This is a genomic window from Streptomyces sp. JLYT201 (assembly GCF_059448825.1).
Window position 1 is genome coordinate 5,510,217 of the sequence record NZ_CM182551.1, and the last position, 15,409, is coordinate 5,525,625.

13 protein-coding genes are annotated in these 15,409 nt (G+C 75.4%); 7 read left to right on the forward strand and 6 right to left on the reverse strand.

The genetic code is table 11. The annotated features are described in order from the left end of the window. Positions 1 to 53 precede the first annotated feature (53 nt). Positions 54 to 1,241, reverse strand: a complete 1,188-nt coding sequence (locus tag AC5WAM_RS23085; RefSeq protein ID WP_366795372.1) for a flavin-containing monooxygenase — start codon at positions 1,239 to 1,241, stop codon at positions 54 to 56. Between the two features lie 166 nt (positions 1,242 to 1,407). Here AC5WAM_RS23085 and AC5WAM_RS23090 point away from each other — a divergent pair, with 166 nt between their 5' ends. Further along, a complete protein-coding gene (locus tag AC5WAM_RS23090) occupies positions 1,408 to 1,542 on the forward strand; it encodes a hypothetical protein (RefSeq protein WP_495518656.1) in 135 nt (44 codons plus the stop codon). Continuing rightward, a complete protein-coding gene (locus AC5WAM_RS23095) occupies positions 1,539 to 1,988 on the forward strand; it encodes a Zn-ribbon domain-containing OB-fold protein (RefSeq protein WP_366795375.1) in 450 nt (149 codons plus the stop codon). The genes AC5WAM_RS23090 and AC5WAM_RS23095 overlap by 4 nt, the downstream gene beginning before the upstream one ends. A gap of 87 nt (positions 1,989 to 2,075) precedes the next feature. On the opposite strand, the gene AC5WAM_RS23100 is transcribed toward AC5WAM_RS23095, so the two are convergent. The 3 genes from AC5WAM_RS23100 to AC5WAM_RS23110 form a co-directional block, all read right to left on the reverse strand. Continuing rightward, positions 2,076 to 2,597: a GNAT family N-acetyltransferase gene (locus AC5WAM_RS23100; protein WP_366795376.1), complete on the reverse strand. Its 522-nt coding sequence runs from the start codon at positions 2,595 to 2,597 to the stop codon at positions 2,076 to 2,078. Further along, entirely contained in the window at positions 2,594 to 3,259 is a 666-nt protein-coding gene (locus AC5WAM_RS23105; RefSeq protein ID WP_495518657.1) for a pyridoxine/pyridoxamine 5'-phosphate oxidase, read from the reverse strand. Before AC5WAM_RS23105 ends, AC5WAM_RS23100 begins: the two co-directional genes overlap by 4 nt. 155 nt (positions 3,260 to 3,414) lie before the next feature. After that, positions 3,415 to 4,599 carry a thiolase C-terminal domain-containing protein gene (locus AC5WAM_RS23110; protein ID WP_495518658.1) on the reverse strand — a complete coding sequence of 395 codons (1,185 nt, stop codon included), beginning with the start codon at positions 4,597 to 4,599 and terminating at the stop codon, positions 3,415 to 3,417. Positions 4,600 to 4,785: 186 nt separating this feature from the next. Here AC5WAM_RS23110 and AC5WAM_RS23115 point away from each other — a divergent pair, with 186 nt between their 5' ends. Both AC5WAM_RS23115 and AC5WAM_RS23120 read left to right on the forward strand, forming a co-directional pair. Next, positions 4,786 to 6,093 carry an acyl-CoA dehydrogenase family protein gene (locus tag AC5WAM_RS23115; protein WP_495518659.1) on the forward strand — a complete coding sequence of 436 codons (1,308 nt, stop codon included), beginning with the start codon at positions 4,786 to 4,788 and terminating at the stop codon, positions 6,091 to 6,093. Beyond that, entirely contained in the window at positions 6,093 to 6,596 is a 504-nt protein-coding gene (locus tag AC5WAM_RS23120; protein WP_495518660.1) for a nitroreductase family deazaflavin-dependent oxidoreductase, read from the forward strand. The genes AC5WAM_RS23115 and AC5WAM_RS23120 overlap by 1 nt, the downstream gene beginning before the upstream one ends. Before the next feature lie 123 nt (positions 6,597 to 6,719). Here AC5WAM_RS23120 and AC5WAM_RS23125 read toward each other — a convergent pair whose 3' ends face one another. Next, complete coding sequence (locus AC5WAM_RS23125; protein WP_138960308.1) at positions 6,720 to 7,367, reverse strand: TetR family transcriptional regulator; 648 nt, start codon at positions 7,365 to 7,367, stop codon at positions 6,720 to 6,722. A gap of 335 nt (positions 7,368 to 7,702) precedes the next feature. On the opposite strand from AC5WAM_RS23125, the gene kbpA reads away from it, so the two are divergent. Then, complete coding sequence (kbpA, locus tag AC5WAM_RS23130; RefSeq protein ID WP_495518661.1) at positions 7,703 to 8,473, forward strand: AfsK-binding protein KbpA; 771 nt, start codon at positions 7,703 to 7,705, stop codon at positions 8,471 to 8,473. Positions 8,474 to 8,654: 181 nt separating this feature from the next. Beyond that, entirely contained in the window at positions 8,655 to 11,141 is a 2,487-nt protein-coding gene (gene afsK, locus AC5WAM_RS23135; protein ID WP_366795382.1) for a protein serine/threonine kinase AfsK, read from the forward strand. A gap of 2,315 nt (positions 11,142 to 13,456) precedes the next feature. Here the strand turns inward: afsK and eno are convergent. Continuing rightward, positions 13,457 to 14,734 carry a phosphopyruvate hydratase gene (gene eno, locus AC5WAM_RS23140; protein ID WP_366795973.1) on the reverse strand — a complete coding sequence of 426 codons (1,278 nt, stop codon included), beginning with the start codon at positions 14,732 to 14,734 and terminating at the stop codon, positions 13,457 to 13,459. 248 nt (positions 14,735 to 14,982) lie between these two features. Here eno and AC5WAM_RS23145 point away from each other — a divergent pair, with 248 nt between their 5' ends. Next, a complete protein-coding gene (locus AC5WAM_RS23145) occupies positions 14,983 to 15,405 on the forward strand; it encodes a MarR family winged helix-turn-helix transcriptional regulator (RefSeq protein WP_366795974.1) in 423 nt (140 codons plus the stop codon). Positions 15,406 to 15,409: the final 4 nt, after the last annotated feature.

The following is a 15,409-nucleotide window of genomic DNA, read 5'->3' on the forward strand; positions in this document are numbered from 1 at the left end:
AGCCGCATATCGGCACAGCCCCGCGCCCCTTCGGGGCGCACCCGTACCGCCGCTCAGGCCTGCGACCGGGCCACCGCGCGGGCGATGCGGGGGGCGTCCCTCGCCAGTTCCCGGAGCGTGCCGCTGATGGGGGTGGTGAAGCCGGTGAAGTACAGGTCGGGGGCCTCGGGGGCGGTGCGCGGGCCGAGGACCCGGGGGCGGCCGCGGGGGTCGAGGACGCCGAGGTGGCCGAGGAGGGGCTCCAGGGCGCGGCGGTAGCCGGTGGCGGCGATGACGGCGTCGGGGCCGACGCGGCTGCCGTCGGCGAGGAGCACCTTGCCGCCCTCGAAGGACTCGACGGCGGCGACCGGTTCGACCCGGCCCGAGCGCACCGCGTCGATCAGGCCGACGTCCTGCACCGGGATGGCGCCCTCGCGGACGCGCGAGTACAGGCCGGTGTCGGGGCGCGGCAGGCCGTGCGCGGACAGGTCGGGCACGCTGACGCGGGCGATCGCGCGGCCGAGGCGGTCGACGACCGGCACGGGCAGCCTGCGGCACAGGATTCCGGAGCGCTGTGCGGGCCAGCCCGCGGTGGAGCGGCGCATGATGTGCGGCGGGGTGCGCACGGCGATCCGGACGCGGGCGGCGCCGCCCTCCGCGAGGTCGACGGCGATCTCCGCGCCCGTGTTGCCGATGCCGACGACGAGGACGTCCTGGTCCGCGTAGGGGCTGGGCTCACGGTAGGCGCTGGCGTGCCGGAGGTCGCCGGGGAAGGTGTCGGCGCCCGGCCAGTCGGGCACGTGCGGGGTGTGGTTGTGGCCGGTGGCGACGACCACCGCGCGGCCGGTCAGCTCGCGCCCGCCGGTGGCCCGCAGGAGCCAGCCGTCGTCGGTGCGCTCCAGGCGGGTCACCTCCACGCCGGTGACGACGTCCAGTTCGTGGTACTCCGCGTACTTCTCCAGATAGCGCACCACGTCGTCCCGGGAGACCCAGCGGCCGAACGAGCGCGGCATCGCGAGGCCCGGCAGGCCGGACAGGCGGCGGGTGGTGTGCAGATGGAGGCGGTCGTAGTGACCGCGCCAGGACGCGCCGACGCGGTCGGACTTCTCCAGGACGACGGCGCGCACGCCGCGTGCGCGCAGTGCGGCCGCGACGGCGAGACCGCCGGGGCCGCCGCCGATGACGTACACGGGGCGGGCCGGTCCTGGTCTGTCCGCGAGGGGCCGGTCGGTGCTGGGGGGAGGTGGGTTCGAGTCGGCCATGACGGGAGAGTAACCACGCCGTCACTTGATGGGTGACGGACAAGTCCGAAACCGGTTGCGAATTGATCACGTCCGACGGCCTCTTGCGCACGCCCTGACCGATGCGCTGAACTGACGTACCGTCAGGTACTGCTCGCCACCCCTGCTGATCAGGAGAGATCCCCGCATGGACACCACCTGCCCCCAGGGCGCCGCACGGCCCGCCACGCCCCGCACCGGCCCCGTCCCCGGGCGGCCGGTGAGCCGGTGGCGCGGGCCCGAGAAGGGCTGGTTCGAGCGGGGCGCGGGGCCCGTCCGGTGACGGCCGACGGACGACCCCGCTTCGACCTCCCCGAAGTTGACGCCTTCACCCGGACCTACTGGGACGCCGCCGCCGAGGGCCGTCTGCTGCTCCGCCGCTGCCACGCACCCGGCTGCGGGCTCGCCCACCACTACCCGCGCGAGTTCTGCCCCCACTGCTGGAGCGAGGACGTCACCTGGGAGCGCGCCCGCGGCGACGCCACGCTCTACACCTGGTCCGTCGTCCACCGCAACGACCTGCCGCCCTTCGCCTCCCGCGTCCCGTACGTCGCCGCGGTCGTGGACCTCGTGGAGGGACCGCGCATGATGACGGAGCTGGTGGGCCGCGCGGCGGACGACCTGCGGATCGGGATGCCGCTGCGGGTCACGTTCCGCGCGGCGGCGGAGGGTCTCGCGGTACCGGTGTTCGAGCCCGGCGAGGCCCCGCGGCGGGAGCGTGCCGCGTGACCACGGCGCCCGCCGGACGCCGGCGCCCGACGGCCCGCCCCGCCGAGTTCGGCCGCCGCCCCGTGCGGGACCGCGCGCGGGGCACCGTCACGCGGGCCCGGTGAGGTGTTTCACGTAGCGGTGGCAGGGAACGCGGATGGGGCCCGTGGCGCTGGCGGCGAGGTATTCGAAGAGGCCCTCGTCGCGCCAGCCCTGGCGTTCGTAGAAGCGGCGGGCGCGGGCGTTGCCGTCGACGACGGCGAGCCAGGCGCGCCGGTGGCCCTTGGCGGCGACCACGCGCTCGGCCTCGGCGAGCAGTGCGACGGCCACGCCCGTGCCCCGGTGCGCGGCGGACACGTAGACCTGCTCGACCTCGTCGTCCACCACCATCACGAAACCGGCGACCACCCCGGCGACCAGCGCGACCACCGTGTCGTCGACGCGGCGCGGGGCGCGCAGCACGAACGACTGGGGGGTGCGGACCGTGAGGAGCGCCTCGGGGACGTGCCCCAGGTGGCCGTCGCTCCAGCCCGCGTGCCAGATCCGTGCGACCGCCGCGGCGTCCTCCGCCCGCGCGGGGCGCAGGACGAGCCCGGCGTCCTCTCCGGTCAGGCCTTCCTCTTCGGTCACGGCCACAGCAACTCCCTCAGCCAGGCCCCCTGTTGGTCCGCCGCCCGGTACCGCAGGCGCACGTGCCGCCGTCGGGCGTCCCCTTGGAAGAACTCCACCTCATCAGGGGCCAGTACGTACAGCGTCCAGCTCGGCGCGTCGGCGTCCGGTCGTTCGGCCGCACGTTCCCAGGCGGCCTCCGAGGCCCGGGTCAACTCGGCGCGCGATGCGAGGACTTCGCTCTGGTGTCCGACGAGCGCGGCGGCGAGCGCCCCCGTCGTCCGCGCGTGCAGGTCCGCGAGGGCCTCGGCGTGCGGGGCGACGGCGACCGGGCCGCGCAGCCGGATCTGGCGGGCCTGGGCGGGCCAGTAGAAGTGCAGGGCGGCGTGCGGCCGCTCGGCGAGCTGGCGGCCCTTGCGGCTGATGTCGTGCGAGGCGAAGTGCCAGCCCGCCGCGTCGGCGTCGTGCAGCATGACGGTGCGCGCGTCCGCGCGGCCCGCCCCGTCCGCCGTCGCCAGGGTCATGGTGTGCGGCTCGGTCTGGCCCGCGGCGATCGCCTCGGCGAACCACTGGTGGAAGAGCCCGAGTGGCGCGTCGGGCGTGGCCGCCGGGTCGAAGGCGGGGAGTTCGGTGTCCCAGACCTTCTGGGATCTGAGCAGGTCGCGGAAGCGGTTCGTCGTCATGGCTCGATTGTGCGCTCCCCTGTCCGCTTTCCCGGCCCGGTCCGGGGTCGCCGAGGGCTCCGCTGGGGTTGCCGCGAGTGGCGTCGGTCGCCTGCGGGTTCATTGTGGCTGGTCGCGCAGTTCCCCGCGCCCCTTTGGGGCGCTTCCGTACCGCCTCAGCCGCGGGCGAGCACCACCGTCCCCGAGGAGCAGAACCAGCCGCCCGTGCCCGACGCCACCGCGAGCTCCGGGAGGCGGCCGTCCGCGCGGTGGACCTGGCGGCCGGGGCCCGCGTCGCCGCGCAGCTGCCGCACGGCCTCCACGAGCAGGAACAGGCCCCGCATGCCGGGGTGCTGGGCGGAGAGCCCGCCGCCGTCGGTGTTGGTCGGCAGCTCGCCGTCCCGCAGCAGCCGGCCCTTCTCCACGAAGGCGCCGCCCTCGCCCTTGGCGCAGAACCCCAGGTCCTCAAGGGTCACCAGGGTCATGTAGGTGAAGGCGTCGTAGATCTGCGCCACGTCGACGTCGGCGGGCCGCACCCCGGCCCGCTCGAACGCGAGGCGCCCGCTCACGGCCGCGGGGGAGACGGTGAAGTCCCGCCACTCGGACATGGTGGTGTGCGACACGTGCTCGCCGGTGCCGAGGACCCAGACGGGCCGGGGCGCGCAGTCGCGCACGAGGTCCTCGGCCGCGAGCAGGACCGCGCAGCCGCCGTCGGAGCGCAGACAGCAGTGCAGCTTGGTGAACGGTTCGGCGATCATGGGCGAGCCGAGCACGTCGTCGACCGTGATCGGCTCCCGGAACATCGCCTCCGGGTTCGTCGCCGCGTTGGCCCGCGCCTGCACCGCCACGGACGCCAGCTGTTCGAGCGTGGTGCCGTACTCGTGCTGATGGCGCCGGGCCGCCATCGCGTACTTGGCGATCAGCGAGTGCCCGTACGGTGCCTCGAACTGGAGGGGGCCGCGCGCCCCGAAGGACAGGCTGCCCGTGCGGCGGCCTGTCCGGACGTCCGCGCGGGCCGTGGAGCCGTACACGAGCAGGACCGCGTTCGCGTGTCCCGCGGCGATCGCGTCCGCCGCGTGCGCGGCCATGACCTCCCAGGTGGCGCCGCCCACGGCGGTGGAGTCCACCCAGCGCGGGCGCAGGCCCAGGTACTCCGCGACCTCGACGGGCGCGAGCGTGCCGAGGCCCGTGGAGGCGAGCCCGTCCACGGCGTCCCGGCCGAGCCCGGCGTCGGCGAGCGCCCGGCGCGCGGCCTGGGCGTGCAGGGCGTAGGGCGTGGCGTCGTCCAGGCGGCCGCAGTCGGCGAGGGCGACCCCCACGACGGCGACCTTCCTGCTTCCTGTGCGCGAGGGGCTCGGCATGGATCTGACGGTATATCAGATACGGGGACTGCGGGAGGGCGCCCGCTCGGTATGCCGCCGTGCGGGCGCCGTCTTGCGGACGTCGCGGGCCTGGGCATCTGCCCCGCGCGGTCCTAGCATGTCGGCCCGTCACCGTACATGACGGTTCGTCAGATACGGGTGTGCCGCCCGGGGAGGAGCCCGCCGATGGACGCCGCCTGCACCGTGGAGCAGGACGAGATCCGCCGCGCCGTGCGCGAGGTGCTCACCAAGCGCCGGGCCGCCGAGGGCCTCCGCGCCGCCGTGCGCACGCCCGCCGGGTACGACACCGCGCTCTGGGAGGCCCTCGCCGGGCGGCTCGGGCTTCCCGGGCTCGCGCTGCCCGAGGAGTACGGCGGCGTGGGCTGCGGGCCCGTCGAACTCGCCCTCGCCGGGGAGGAGCTGGGCCGGGCCCTCGCCCCCTCCCCGCTGTTCGCCACGGCCGTGCTCGCCGCCCCGCTGCTGCTCCGCCTCGGCAGCGCGCGGCAGCGCGCCGCCCTCCTGCCCGGCATCGCCTCGGGCGGGCTGACGGTCGCCCTCGCCGTGCCCGGGGCCGCGCTCGGCACCGCGCTCGGCCTCACCGGCGGCAACGGCGGCGACTGGGCGGGCGGCGGGCGCGCGGGCGGTGTCCAGGCCACCGCCGCGACCGGCGCCTGGCGCCTCTACGGCCAGGCCGACCAGGTCCTCGACGGGCACAGTGCGGGGCTGCTGCTCGTCGCCGCGCACACGGGCGGCTTCGCCCGCTCGCGGACCCTGCTGTTCCTCGTACGGGGCGACGCCCCCGGGCTCGTCCGCACCCGGCGGACCACCCTGGACGAGACGCGGGCGCAGGCCCGCGTCGAACTGCGCGACGTACCAGGGGAGTTGCTCGGCGACGGCGAGGGCGCCGATGTGCTCCCGGCCCTCGCGGACGTGGGGGAGCGGGCCGCCGCCGTGCTGGCCGCCGAGGCCGTCGGCGCCGCGGACGAGGCCCTCGCGCGCACCCTCGGCCACGTCCGCGAGCGCGAGCAGTTCGGCCGCCCGATCGGGTCGTTCCAGGCGGTGAAGCACCGCCTGGCGGACGTGTACGTGAAGGTGTGCGCGGCGCGGTCGGCGGCGTACTACGCGGCATGGGCGGCGGGCGCGATGGGCCCGGCGGGCCCGCTGGACGGGGAGGCGGCGGACGGGGAGGCGGCGGCACCCGCGCCCGGGGGCGTCGAGCCCGGTGCGGGCCTCGCGCTCGCGTGTGCCCTGGACGCGCTGCGGACGGCGGCGGCCGAGGCCGTCCAGCTGCACGGCGGCATCGGCTTCACCTGGGAACACGACGCGCACCTGTTCTTCAAACGGGCGTCGGGCGACGAACTGCTCTTCGGCCCCGCGCACCGGCTGCGGACGCACGCGGCCGAACGCGCCGGACTGTTCGCGCTCCACCCCGACGCCGGGCGGGCGCCCGTTCGGGTGGGGCGGGCCGCCGCGGCCGAGGAGGCGGCGGTCTGATGGCCGGGCCCGGCGTCCGGCTCGTACGGAAGGTGTCGTCGACCCGTGCCTTCGCCCGGCTCGCCCCGCGCGTGGTGCCCGCCCTCGACCGCGCGGTGCACCGGCTCACCCGGGGAAAGGTGCTGCTCAGCGCGCGCATGCTGCCCGGCCTCGTGCTCACGGCGCGGGGTGCGAGGAGCGGGCTCGCGCGGCGGACGCCGCTGGCCTGTCTGCCGCGGCGGGACGGCAGTTGGCTCCTGGTCGGCTCCAACTTCGGCCGGGCCGCCCACCCCGCGTGGACCGCCAATCTGCTGGCCCACCCGGACGCCGAGATCAGCTGGCGCGGCAGGGACGTACCGGTGCGGGCCCGGCTGCTCACGGGCGACGAGCGGGCCCGTGCGTGGGCGGCGGCCCTGGAGTTCTGGCCGCCGTACGCGACGTACCAGGAACGGGTGGACCGGGAGATACGGGTGTTCCGGCTGGAGCGGCGGGTACCGCGGCAGGAGCGCCTGCTCGACGACTGAGGGCGAACCGGAAAGCAGCGCCGAAAGAGGCCTAAAGAGGGGGAAGGGGAAAAGGGGCGCAGCCCCGTCGGGCGCGGCCCGGGGGCCGCGCCGGGGTGACAGGACTGTTCGGGGCTGCCGCCGCTACTTCGTGGGCTTCTTGCCGGTGACGCCCATGTGGACCAACGCGGCGAGGTTCGGCTTCAGTTCGGCCTGCTTGACGCCCCAGGTCTGGAAGCCGCGCTGGTGGGAGGCGACCGCGGCGAGCATCGCGACCAGCGAACCGGCCAGGGCGGCGGGGCTCACGTCCTTGTCGACCTTGCCCTTGGACTGGAGCTCCTTGACGGTGTCCGCAAGGGAGTTGTTCACCGAGTTCAGGATCTTCATCCGGATCTTGTAGAAGCGCTTGTCGCCCTCGGCGGCGCCCAGGTCGACGACCCGGAGGATCGCGTCGTTCTTCCGCCAGAAGTCGAGGAAGCCGTCGACGAGGTCCTGCGACGTCTGCCAGCCCGCCTTGCCGACCCAGGAGCGGCCCTCCAGGAGGTGGGTCAACTCCGCGCCCTCGGTGGCCATTTGCTCGGCGATCTCCAGGACGGCGCCTTCGACGTCCGGGAAGTACTGGTAGAACGTCGCCGGTGAAGTGCCCGCCTTCCGGGCGACGTCGATGACCTTCACGTCGCGGTAGGGCGAGGAGCTGAGCATCTCGCTCAGGCAGTCGAGCAGTTTCTGACGTGTCGCCTGACCACGTCGACCGGCCACTCGGCCGTCGACGGTTCGTACCTGTCCTGTCATGCCGTCAGCTTACCGAGGGGTGATCGGAGCGCGATTCGACCGAGTGCAAATGGGGTTGGAGCGGTGGCACGGGGGCGCTGGAGGGGGACCGGAGTGCGCCGGAGGGCGCCCGGGGGCGGTGGTGCGCGCCGTCCGAAAAGAATTGGCCATGTGTTCGATTTCGCGGGCTGCGCGGTGCCGGGCCGGGGGTTAGCTTGACTGTGACGGAGGCCATAGGGAGGCCTTCCCGGTGCGCTGCCGGGCCAGAGCCGACGGGGCTGACAGGCAAGAGCCGACGGGCGAGGGCCGCGGACGCGCGAGCGCTGCCGACGGGCGAGAGCTGAGGAAACGGTTCCATGGAATTCGCGGAAGGCGTCCCCTGCTGGGTGGACGCGATGCTGCCCGACGTGGAGGGCGGCAAGCGCTTCTACGGTGAGCTCTTCGGGTGGACCTGCGACACCGGCGCGGGCCCCGAGCACGGGCGCTACGCCCAGGCGCTGCTCGACGGCGAACCCGTCGCCGCGCTCGCCCCCAAGCCGGACGGCCGCATGCCGACCACCTGGACGGTCTATCTGGCGACGCCCGACGCCGCCACGGCCGCCGCCCGGGTCACGGCCGCGGGCGGGCAGGTGATCACGGAGCCGGTCCCGGTGGGCGCCTACGGCACGATGGGGCTCGTGGCCGACCCCGAGGGCGCGGTCTTCGGCCTCTGGCAGGCCGGGGAGCACCCGGGCTTCGGCGCGCTGCGCAAGCCGGGCGCCTACTGCTGGACCGAGGTGCACGTACGCGACAAGAGCGTCGTGGACCCCTTCTACGAGGCCGTCTTCGGCTACGGCGGCCACGACGTCCAGCTCGGCGGCGAGGAGTTCCGCACCTGGTCGCCCGAGGGCGCCGAGGCCGGGCCCGACACCGCGGTGGGGGGCCGTGCCGTGATGTCCGCCGCGGTGCCCGCCGAGATGCCCGCGCACTTCCTCAGCTACTTCGCCGTGGCCGACTGCGACGCGACGGCCGCCGCGGCGCGGCACCTCGGCGGACGGGTGCGGACCGAGCCGTACGACATCCCGTACGGAAGGGTGGCCGTCCTCGTCGACAACCAAGGGGCGGCATTCGGCATCCTCCAGGACTGAAGTCCCCCATCAGGTCCCGTTACGCGGCTTTTGTACGGAAACATCCCGATGTTGCCCCGGGTTCGCAACCATCGCCCGGGACAGGAAGAATCAGGGTGCGTGCCGCCCGAGCGGCTCGGTGGTGAGACGCTGCACGAGGCCGCCCTACGACGGCGGCCGGGTACGGGGAGGTGGCAGGCAAGTGGTGGACCAGCTGACGCAGCACGATCCGCGGCGGATCGGCCCGTTCGAGGTCCTGGGGCGGCTCGGCGCCGGCGGCATGGGGCTCGTGTATCTGGCGCGCTCCGCGTCCGGGCGCCGCGTGGCGATCAAGACGGTGCGGACGGAGCTCGCCGAGGACCAGCTGTTCCGGGTCCGCTTCACGCGCGAGGTGGAGGCCGCGCGCGCCGTCTCCGGCTTCTACACGGCCGCGGTGGTGGACGCCGACCCGCGCGCCGCAGTGCCCTGGCTCGCCACGGCGTACGTGCCCGCGCCCTCGCTCGAGGAGATAGTGAACGAGCACGGGCCGCTGCCCACCCAGGCCGTGCGCTGGCTCGCCGCCGGGGTCGCCGAGGCCCTGGAGTCCATCCACGGCGCGGGCCTCGTGCACCGCGACCTGAAGCCGTCCAACGTGCTCGTCGTCGAGGACGGCCCGCGCGTCATCGACTTCGGCATCGCCTCCGGCGTCTCCAACACCCGTCTGACCATGACGAACGTCGCGGTCGGCACCCCCGCCTACATGTCGCCCGAGCAGGCGAAGGACTCCCGCAGCGTCACCGGCGCCAGCGACGTCTTCTCGCTCGGCTCCACCCTCGTCTTCGCCGCCACCGGGCACGCGCCGTTCCACGGCGCCAACCCCGTCGAGACCGTCTTCATGCTCCTGCGCGAGGGCCCCGACCTGGAGGGCCTGCCCGACGAGCTGCGGCCGCTCATCGAGTCCTGCATGCAGATGGAGGCCGCCCTCCGGCCCACCCCGAACGACCTCCAGGCCCAGCTCGCCCCGCACCTGTTCGCCTCCGAGAGCTCCGGCGACGACAGCGGCACCGCGTCCGCCTGGCTGCCCGAGCGGGCCGTGGCCCTCATCGAGGCCCGGCGCGGCGGCCGCCCGCCCGCGCGCGTCGCCACCACCGGCTCCGCCGGGCGCAACAGCCGCGCCGGGGCCGCGTCCGCGCCCGTGTCCCTGCCGCCCCCGCCGCGGCAAGCGCCCGCCATGCCCGCGCACGCCCCCTCGCAGGCGGCGCCCTCCACGCCCTCGCACGCGGCCTCCCACGCTCCCTTCCACGGGGGCGCGCCGGACTTCCACGGGGGCGTGCCCGCGGGTGCGCCCGGAGGTGCGTCCGACTTCCACGGGGGCGTGCCCGACGCCGGGCCCGTGCGGCTCGCGGGCGCCCAGGTGCCGATCGGCCCCGGGCCCCGGGTCGCCGAGGCCCGCGCCGCCGTCGTGCCGCCGCCCTCCGGGCTCGCCGGGTCCTGGTCGCGCTCCGCCACGCCCGCCCCGGTGCCGCCGCGCGCCAACGGCACCGCGCCCGCCGCCGCGCCCACGGGGGCCGGGGCCGCCGCGGGCGGCTCCTGGCGGCCCTGGCGGTTCCGCATGTCCAACGACGTGTGGGGCACCCCCGCCGTCGCCGGAAACCTCGTGTACGTCACCTCCTTCGAGGTCCACGCCCTCGACGTGGGCACCGGGCGGCGCAGCTTCAAGACCCGCGACGTCGCCTGGTCCATGGCGGTGGCCGACGGCCGCATCCACGCCTCCGACGGCCCCACCCTCTACGCCCTCGACGGCTCCGACGGCTCCGACCTGTGGCGCCTGTCGACCGACGCCTGGGTGTACGCCCTCCAGGCCGACCGGGGCACCGTCGTCACCGCCACGCGCGGCGGCGGCGTCCAGGGCTGGGAGGCCGCCAACGGCGAGAAGCTCTGGGAGATCACCGGCGCCCAGACCGAGTTCGAGACGCCCGAGGCCGCGCCCGTCATCCGCGACGGCACGGTGTACGTCTGGAAGGACGCCCGGCTCCGCGCCGTCGACGCCCGCAGCGGCATCGAGCGCTGGTCCTACCCCATCGGCGACGCCGCGTCCTGCGGCGGCGTGCCCGTCCGCGTGACCCAGGCCGACGACGGCTTCGTGTACGTGGCCGCGGGCACCCGCGTCCTCGCCCTGGACGTCGCGGCCGGGCACGTGCGCTGGCACTTCGAGGCGCCCGCCGCGTTCCTCTCCCCGCCGGCCTTCGCGCCCGGGCCCGCCGTCACCGGCGGCGGCGTCTACCTCGCCGACTACCTGGGCACGGTGTACGCCCTCGACGCCACGGACGGCCGCGACCGCTGGCGCATCGCGACCGAGTCCCGCTCCTCCGTCGAGCCCGTCCTGGTCGCGGACGGCCACGTGCACGTGGGCAGCGGCAAGGGCCTCTACACCCTCGACGCCGTCACCGGCACGCCCAAGTGGCGCTTCCAGGCGGGCGGCGAGGTCGTCGGCTCGCCCGTGGTCGCCGACCGCCGCATCCACTTCGGCGCCACCGACCACCTCCTCTACACCCTCAAGGCCGACGACGGCCGCCTCCGCTGGAAGCTCGCCACCGGCGGCGAGATCACGGGGGCGCCCGTGGTGCGGGACGGGGTGGTGTACGCGTGCAGCAAGGACCGCTGCGTGTACGCGCTCGACGCGGAACGAGGCACAGCCACAGCCCGCTGACCCACCCACCCCCCCTGCCCGGTCCGGCCTGCCCCCTCGCGCCGCGCGCCCCCGGGCCGGGCTGCCCCCTCGCGCCGCGCGCCCCCGGGCCGGGCTGCCCCCTCGCGCTGCGCGCCCCCGGGCCGGGCTGTCCCCTCGCGCTGCGCGCCCCCGGGCCGGGCTGTCCCCTCGCGCTGCGCGCCCCCGGGGCAGTCCCACCCACCCGCCCCCACCATGGCGAACACGAAGTCCACCACCAGCGCGACCCCACCACGGCCAGCCCTGACCCGGGCCATGGTCGGCCCTCACCTGGGCCATGGTCGGCCTCATCCGGGCCGCGGTTAGCCGCCGCCGGGGCCATGGTCGGCCCTCACCCGGACCACGGTCGGCCCTCACCTGGGCCATAGTCAGCCCTCATCCGGGCCATGGTCAGCCCTCGCCCGGGCCGCCCCCACCCTGGCCGCAACGAACCCCGCCACCAGCACCGCCGCACACCGGCTCCGAGCCACCACGGCCCCACCACCGCACGCACCCAACAGCGGTGCTCCGGGCCTGGCCACACCCACTCAGGCCGCCCCGAGGTCCGCCCCCTAGGCACCGCCTCACACCGGTCCCGGCCAACAAGCACCCCTGGCACAGTCCCGCCAAGCACACAGCCCGGGCACCAGCGCGACGAACCCGAGCCACACCGCTGTCGACCTGGCCACCAATCCCCACCCAGGACCCGCACGGCCCCACCGCCCAGCCCCGCACTCGCCCGGGGTATGTGCCCGGCGGCAGCACTCCGACCAAGCCGCACCGGTGCGGTCCCCACCGTCAACTCCTGTCTGGAGCAGGCGTGGTCCCGCCGCCCGCCCCCGCCTGGGGTGTGCGCCGGGCGGTAGTGGTCCGGCCGGACCGTACTGGTGTGGGCCGCACCGTCAACTTCCGCCCGGGGCGGGTGTGGCCCCGCCACCCGCCCCCGCCTGGGGTATGCGTCTGGCGGTAGTGGTCCGGCTGAGCCGCACCGGTGCGGTCCCCACCGTCAACTTCCGCCTGGAGCAGCCGTGGTTCCACCACCCGCCCCCGCCCAGGACACGCGCCCAGCAGCAGCGCTTCGACCAAGCCGTACCGGTGTGGGCCCCGCCGTCAGCCCCTGTCTGGAGCGGGTGTGGTCCGCAGCCCGCCTCCGCCTGGGGTATGCGTCCGGTCGCAGTGGTCAGGCCGAGCCGCACCGGGGTGGTCCCCAGTGTCAACTCCTGTCTGGGGCGGGCGTGGTCCTGCCGCCCGCCCCGCCTGGGGTATGCGTCTGGCGGTAGTGGTCCGGCTGAGCCGCACCGGTGCGACCCCCACCGTCAACTTCCGCCTGGAGCGGGTGTGGCCCCGTCGCCCGCCTCCGCCTGGGGTGTGCGTCCGGCGGTAGCGCTCCGGTCGAGCCGTATCGGTGTGGGCCCCACGGCCAACTCCTGTCCGGAGCAGGCGCGGTCCCGTCGCCCGCCTCCGCCTGGGGTGTGCGTCCGGCGGTAGCGCTCCGGTCGAGCCGTACTGGTGTGGGCCCCACGGCCAACTCCTGTCCGGAGCAGGCGCGGTCCCGCCACCCGCCCCCGCCTGGGGTGTGCGTCCGGCGGTAGCGCTCCGGTCGAGCCGTACCGGTGTGGGCCCCACGGCCAACTCCCGTCCGGAGCACGCGTGGTCCCGCCACCCGCCCCCGCCCGGGGTACTTCCCGGAGGCAGCGCGCCGAGCCAGGCGGCGAGCGCTGCCACTCACCTGCCCGGGGCAGGCGGCCCCAACTCCGCCCCGCCCGGGTGGCGGGGGTCAGCCGGAACCGGGCTTCAGGGCGGTCCCGCCGCCCGCCCCCACCCGGCGGATGGGCACAGTGGCGCCACGTCAGGCCGAGCCTCGCGCAGCTGGGGAGAGTCGGGTGGGTGGGTGGGAAGGTGCCCGTCGCGGTAGCGACGGGTGGCGGGGGCGCCAGGCGCGGCGCCCCGCGTCGGGGCCGGGCGGGCGGAGCCGGGCGGTACGGGTGGGCGGGTGGGGAAGACCTCCGCGAGAGGCGACGCCCGGCCGAATTCAAGCCCTGGCCGCGGCCGGGGCCAAGCGGTGGGCCTGGCGGGACAGGTGGCGGCTTGGGCCCGGTGGGGGCCGGCGCCGGAGGGGGCCGGCGGCGGAGGCAGGGCTTGTGGCGGAGGGGAAGCTACCGCCGGAGGCAGGGCTTGTGGCGAAGCGGAAGCTACCGCCGGAAGGGAGGCTTCCGGTGGTAGGGAAGCCACCGCTGGAGGGGAAGCTACCGCCGGAAGGGAGGCTTCCGGCGGTAGGGAGGCTTCCGGCGGTAGGGAAGCCACCGGCGGAGGGGAAGCTACCGGCGGAAGGCCTGGGTGGCGGCGTACTGGGCGGTGGGGCCCAGGGACTCCTCGATGCGGATGAGCTGGTTGTACTTCGCGGTGCGGTCGGACCGCGAGAGGGACCCCGTCTTGATCTGGCCGCACCCCGTCGCCACCGCCAGATCCGCGATCGTCGTGTCCTCCGTCTCGCCCGAGCGGTGGGACATGACGACGGTGTAGCCCGCCCGGTGGGCGGCGTCGACGGTGGCCAGGGCCTCGGTCAGGGTGCCGATCTGGTTGACCTTCACGAGGACGGAGTTGGCGACGCCGGTGGCGATGCCCTCGCGCAGGAGGGTCTCGTTGGTGCAGAAGACGTCGTCGCCGGTGAGCTGGCAGCGCGTCCCGACGCGCGCGGTCAGGTCCCGCCACCCCTCCAGGTCGTCCTCGGCCATCGGGTCCTCGATCGACACGACGGGGTAGGAGTCGATCAACTTGACCAGGTGGTCCGCGTGTTCGGCGGGGGTGCGCCGCACTCCCTCCCCGGCGTAGTCGTAGACGCCGTCGCGGAAGAACTCGGACGAGGCCGGGTCCATGACGAGGCCGATGTCCGTGCCCGGCCGGTACCCGGTGCGCTCGACGGCGGCGACGACGAAGTCGAGGGCTTCCTCGGCGGTGCGCAGGGCCGGGGCGAAGCCGCCCTCGTCGCCCACGCCCGTGGAGTGCCCGGCGGCGAGGAGGTCGCGGCGCAGGGTGTGGAAGATCTCGGACCCCATGCGCACGGCCTCGGCGAAGCTCTCCGCGCCGATCGGGGCGATCATGAACTCCTGGAAGTCCAGGGGATTGTCGGCGTGCGCGCCCCCGTTGACGATGTTCATCATCGGTACGGGCAGCAGCCGGGCGCCGGAGCCGCCGAGGTAGCGGTAGAGCGGCAGGCGGTGGGCGGCGGCCGCGGCCTTGGCGGTGGCCAGGGAGACCCCGAGGATCGCGTTGGCGCCGAGCCGGGACTTGTCGGGGGTGCCGTCCGTGGCGACGAGGACGGCGTCGAGTCCGGCCTGGTCCTCGGCCTCGCGGCCGAGGACGGCGGCGGCGAGCTCCGTGTTGACGTGGCGTACCGCCTGGTCGACGCCCTTGCCGTGCCAGCGGCCCGGCTCGCCGTCGCGCAGCTCGACGGCCTCGCGGGCGCCGGTGGAGGCGCCGGAGGGGACCGCGGCCCGGCCGAGGGATCCGTCCGCCAGCTCCACGTCCACTTCGACGGTGGGGTTGCCCCTGCTGTCGAGGACGCGGCGGCCGGTGACGGAGGTGATGGCGGTCATGGGAGTCCTCCCGTTGTCGCATGCGTGGCCGGGGTCGGCCGCGGCGACGGTGGCGCGGTCCCGGCGCCCCGCACTCTACAGCAGTGCTGTGCAGTTGTGCTGTTCAGTTTCTCTGTTCAGTTCGGCTGTACTGTTCGCCCGGCAGCTCGGCCCGGCAGCTCAGGCCCGTCGCTCAGGCCCGTCGCTCGGGCCCCTCCGCGGCGCCCCGCGCAGCCCTGCTGAGCAGCACCGCTGCGTTAAAGTTCGGTATGCCCCTTCCGGAATCCGCCGCCGTCGCGGCAGAACTGCGTACCGCGATGGGAAAGCTCACGCGGCGCGTGAAGCTCGAGGACCAGATGCCGCACGGCCAGGTGGCCGTCCTCGGCGCCCTCGACCGCAGCGGAGCGATGACGACCAGCGAGCTGGCGGCCGATCAGCGGGTGCGCCCGCAGTCCATGGCCCGGGCCGTGGGGCTGCTCATGGAACAGGGGCTGATCACGCGCCGGGCGCATCCGACCGACGGCCGCAAGAGCCTGGTCGAGCTCTCCGCCGCGGGGCGGGCACTCCTTGAGGAGGAGCGGGGGCGCAGGGCGGACTGGCTCGCCCGGGCGATCGAGGCGGAGCTGACGCCGGAGGAGCGGAAGCTGCTGGCCCGGGGGATCGGCCTCGTGGAGCGGCTCGCGGCCCACTAGGGGC

What these genes read in the sequence shown, in the direction of transcription:
- AC5WAM_RS23085 (WP_366795372.1), bottom strand. Translation starts at nt 1,241, where the DNA reads ATGGCCGACTCGAACCCACCTCCCCCCAGCACCGACCGGCCCCTCGCG.
- AC5WAM_RS23090 (WP_495518656.1), top strand. Translation starts at nt 1,408, where the DNA reads ATGGACACCACCTGCCCCCAGGGCGCCGCACGGCCCGCCACGCCCCGC.
- AC5WAM_RS23105 (WP_495518657.1), bottom strand. Translation starts at nt 3,259, where the DNA reads ATGACGACGAACCGCTTCCGCGACCTGCTCAGATCCCAGAAGGTCTGG.
- AC5WAM_RS23110 (WP_495518658.1), bottom strand. Translation starts at nt 4,599, where the DNA reads ATGCCGAGCCCCTCGCGCACAGGAAGCAGGAAGGTCGCCGTCGTGGGG.
- AC5WAM_RS23115 (WP_495518659.1), top strand. Translation starts at nt 4,786, where the DNA reads ATGGACGCCGCCTGCACCGTGGAGCAGGACGAGATCCGCCGCGCCGTG.
- AC5WAM_RS23120 (WP_495518660.1), top strand. Translation starts at nt 6,093, where the DNA reads ATGGCCGGGCCCGGCGTCCGGCTCGTACGGAAGGTGTCGTCGACCCGT.
- AC5WAM_RS23125 (WP_138960308.1), bottom strand. Translation starts at nt 7,367, where the DNA reads ATGACAGGACAGGTACGAACCGTCGACGGCCGAGTGGCCGGTCGACGT.
- kbpA (WP_495518661.1), top strand. Translation starts at nt 7,703, where the DNA reads ATGGAATTCGCGGAAGGCGTCCCCTGCTGGGTGGACGCGATGCTGCCC.
- eno (WP_366795973.1), bottom strand. Translation starts at nt 14,734, where the DNA reads ATGACCGCCATCACCTCCGTCACCGGCCGCCGCGTCCTCGACAGCAGG.
- AC5WAM_RS23145 (WP_366795974.1), top strand. Translation starts at nt 14,983, where the DNA reads ATGCCCCTTCCGGAATCCGCCGCCGTCGCGGCAGAACTGCGTACCGCG.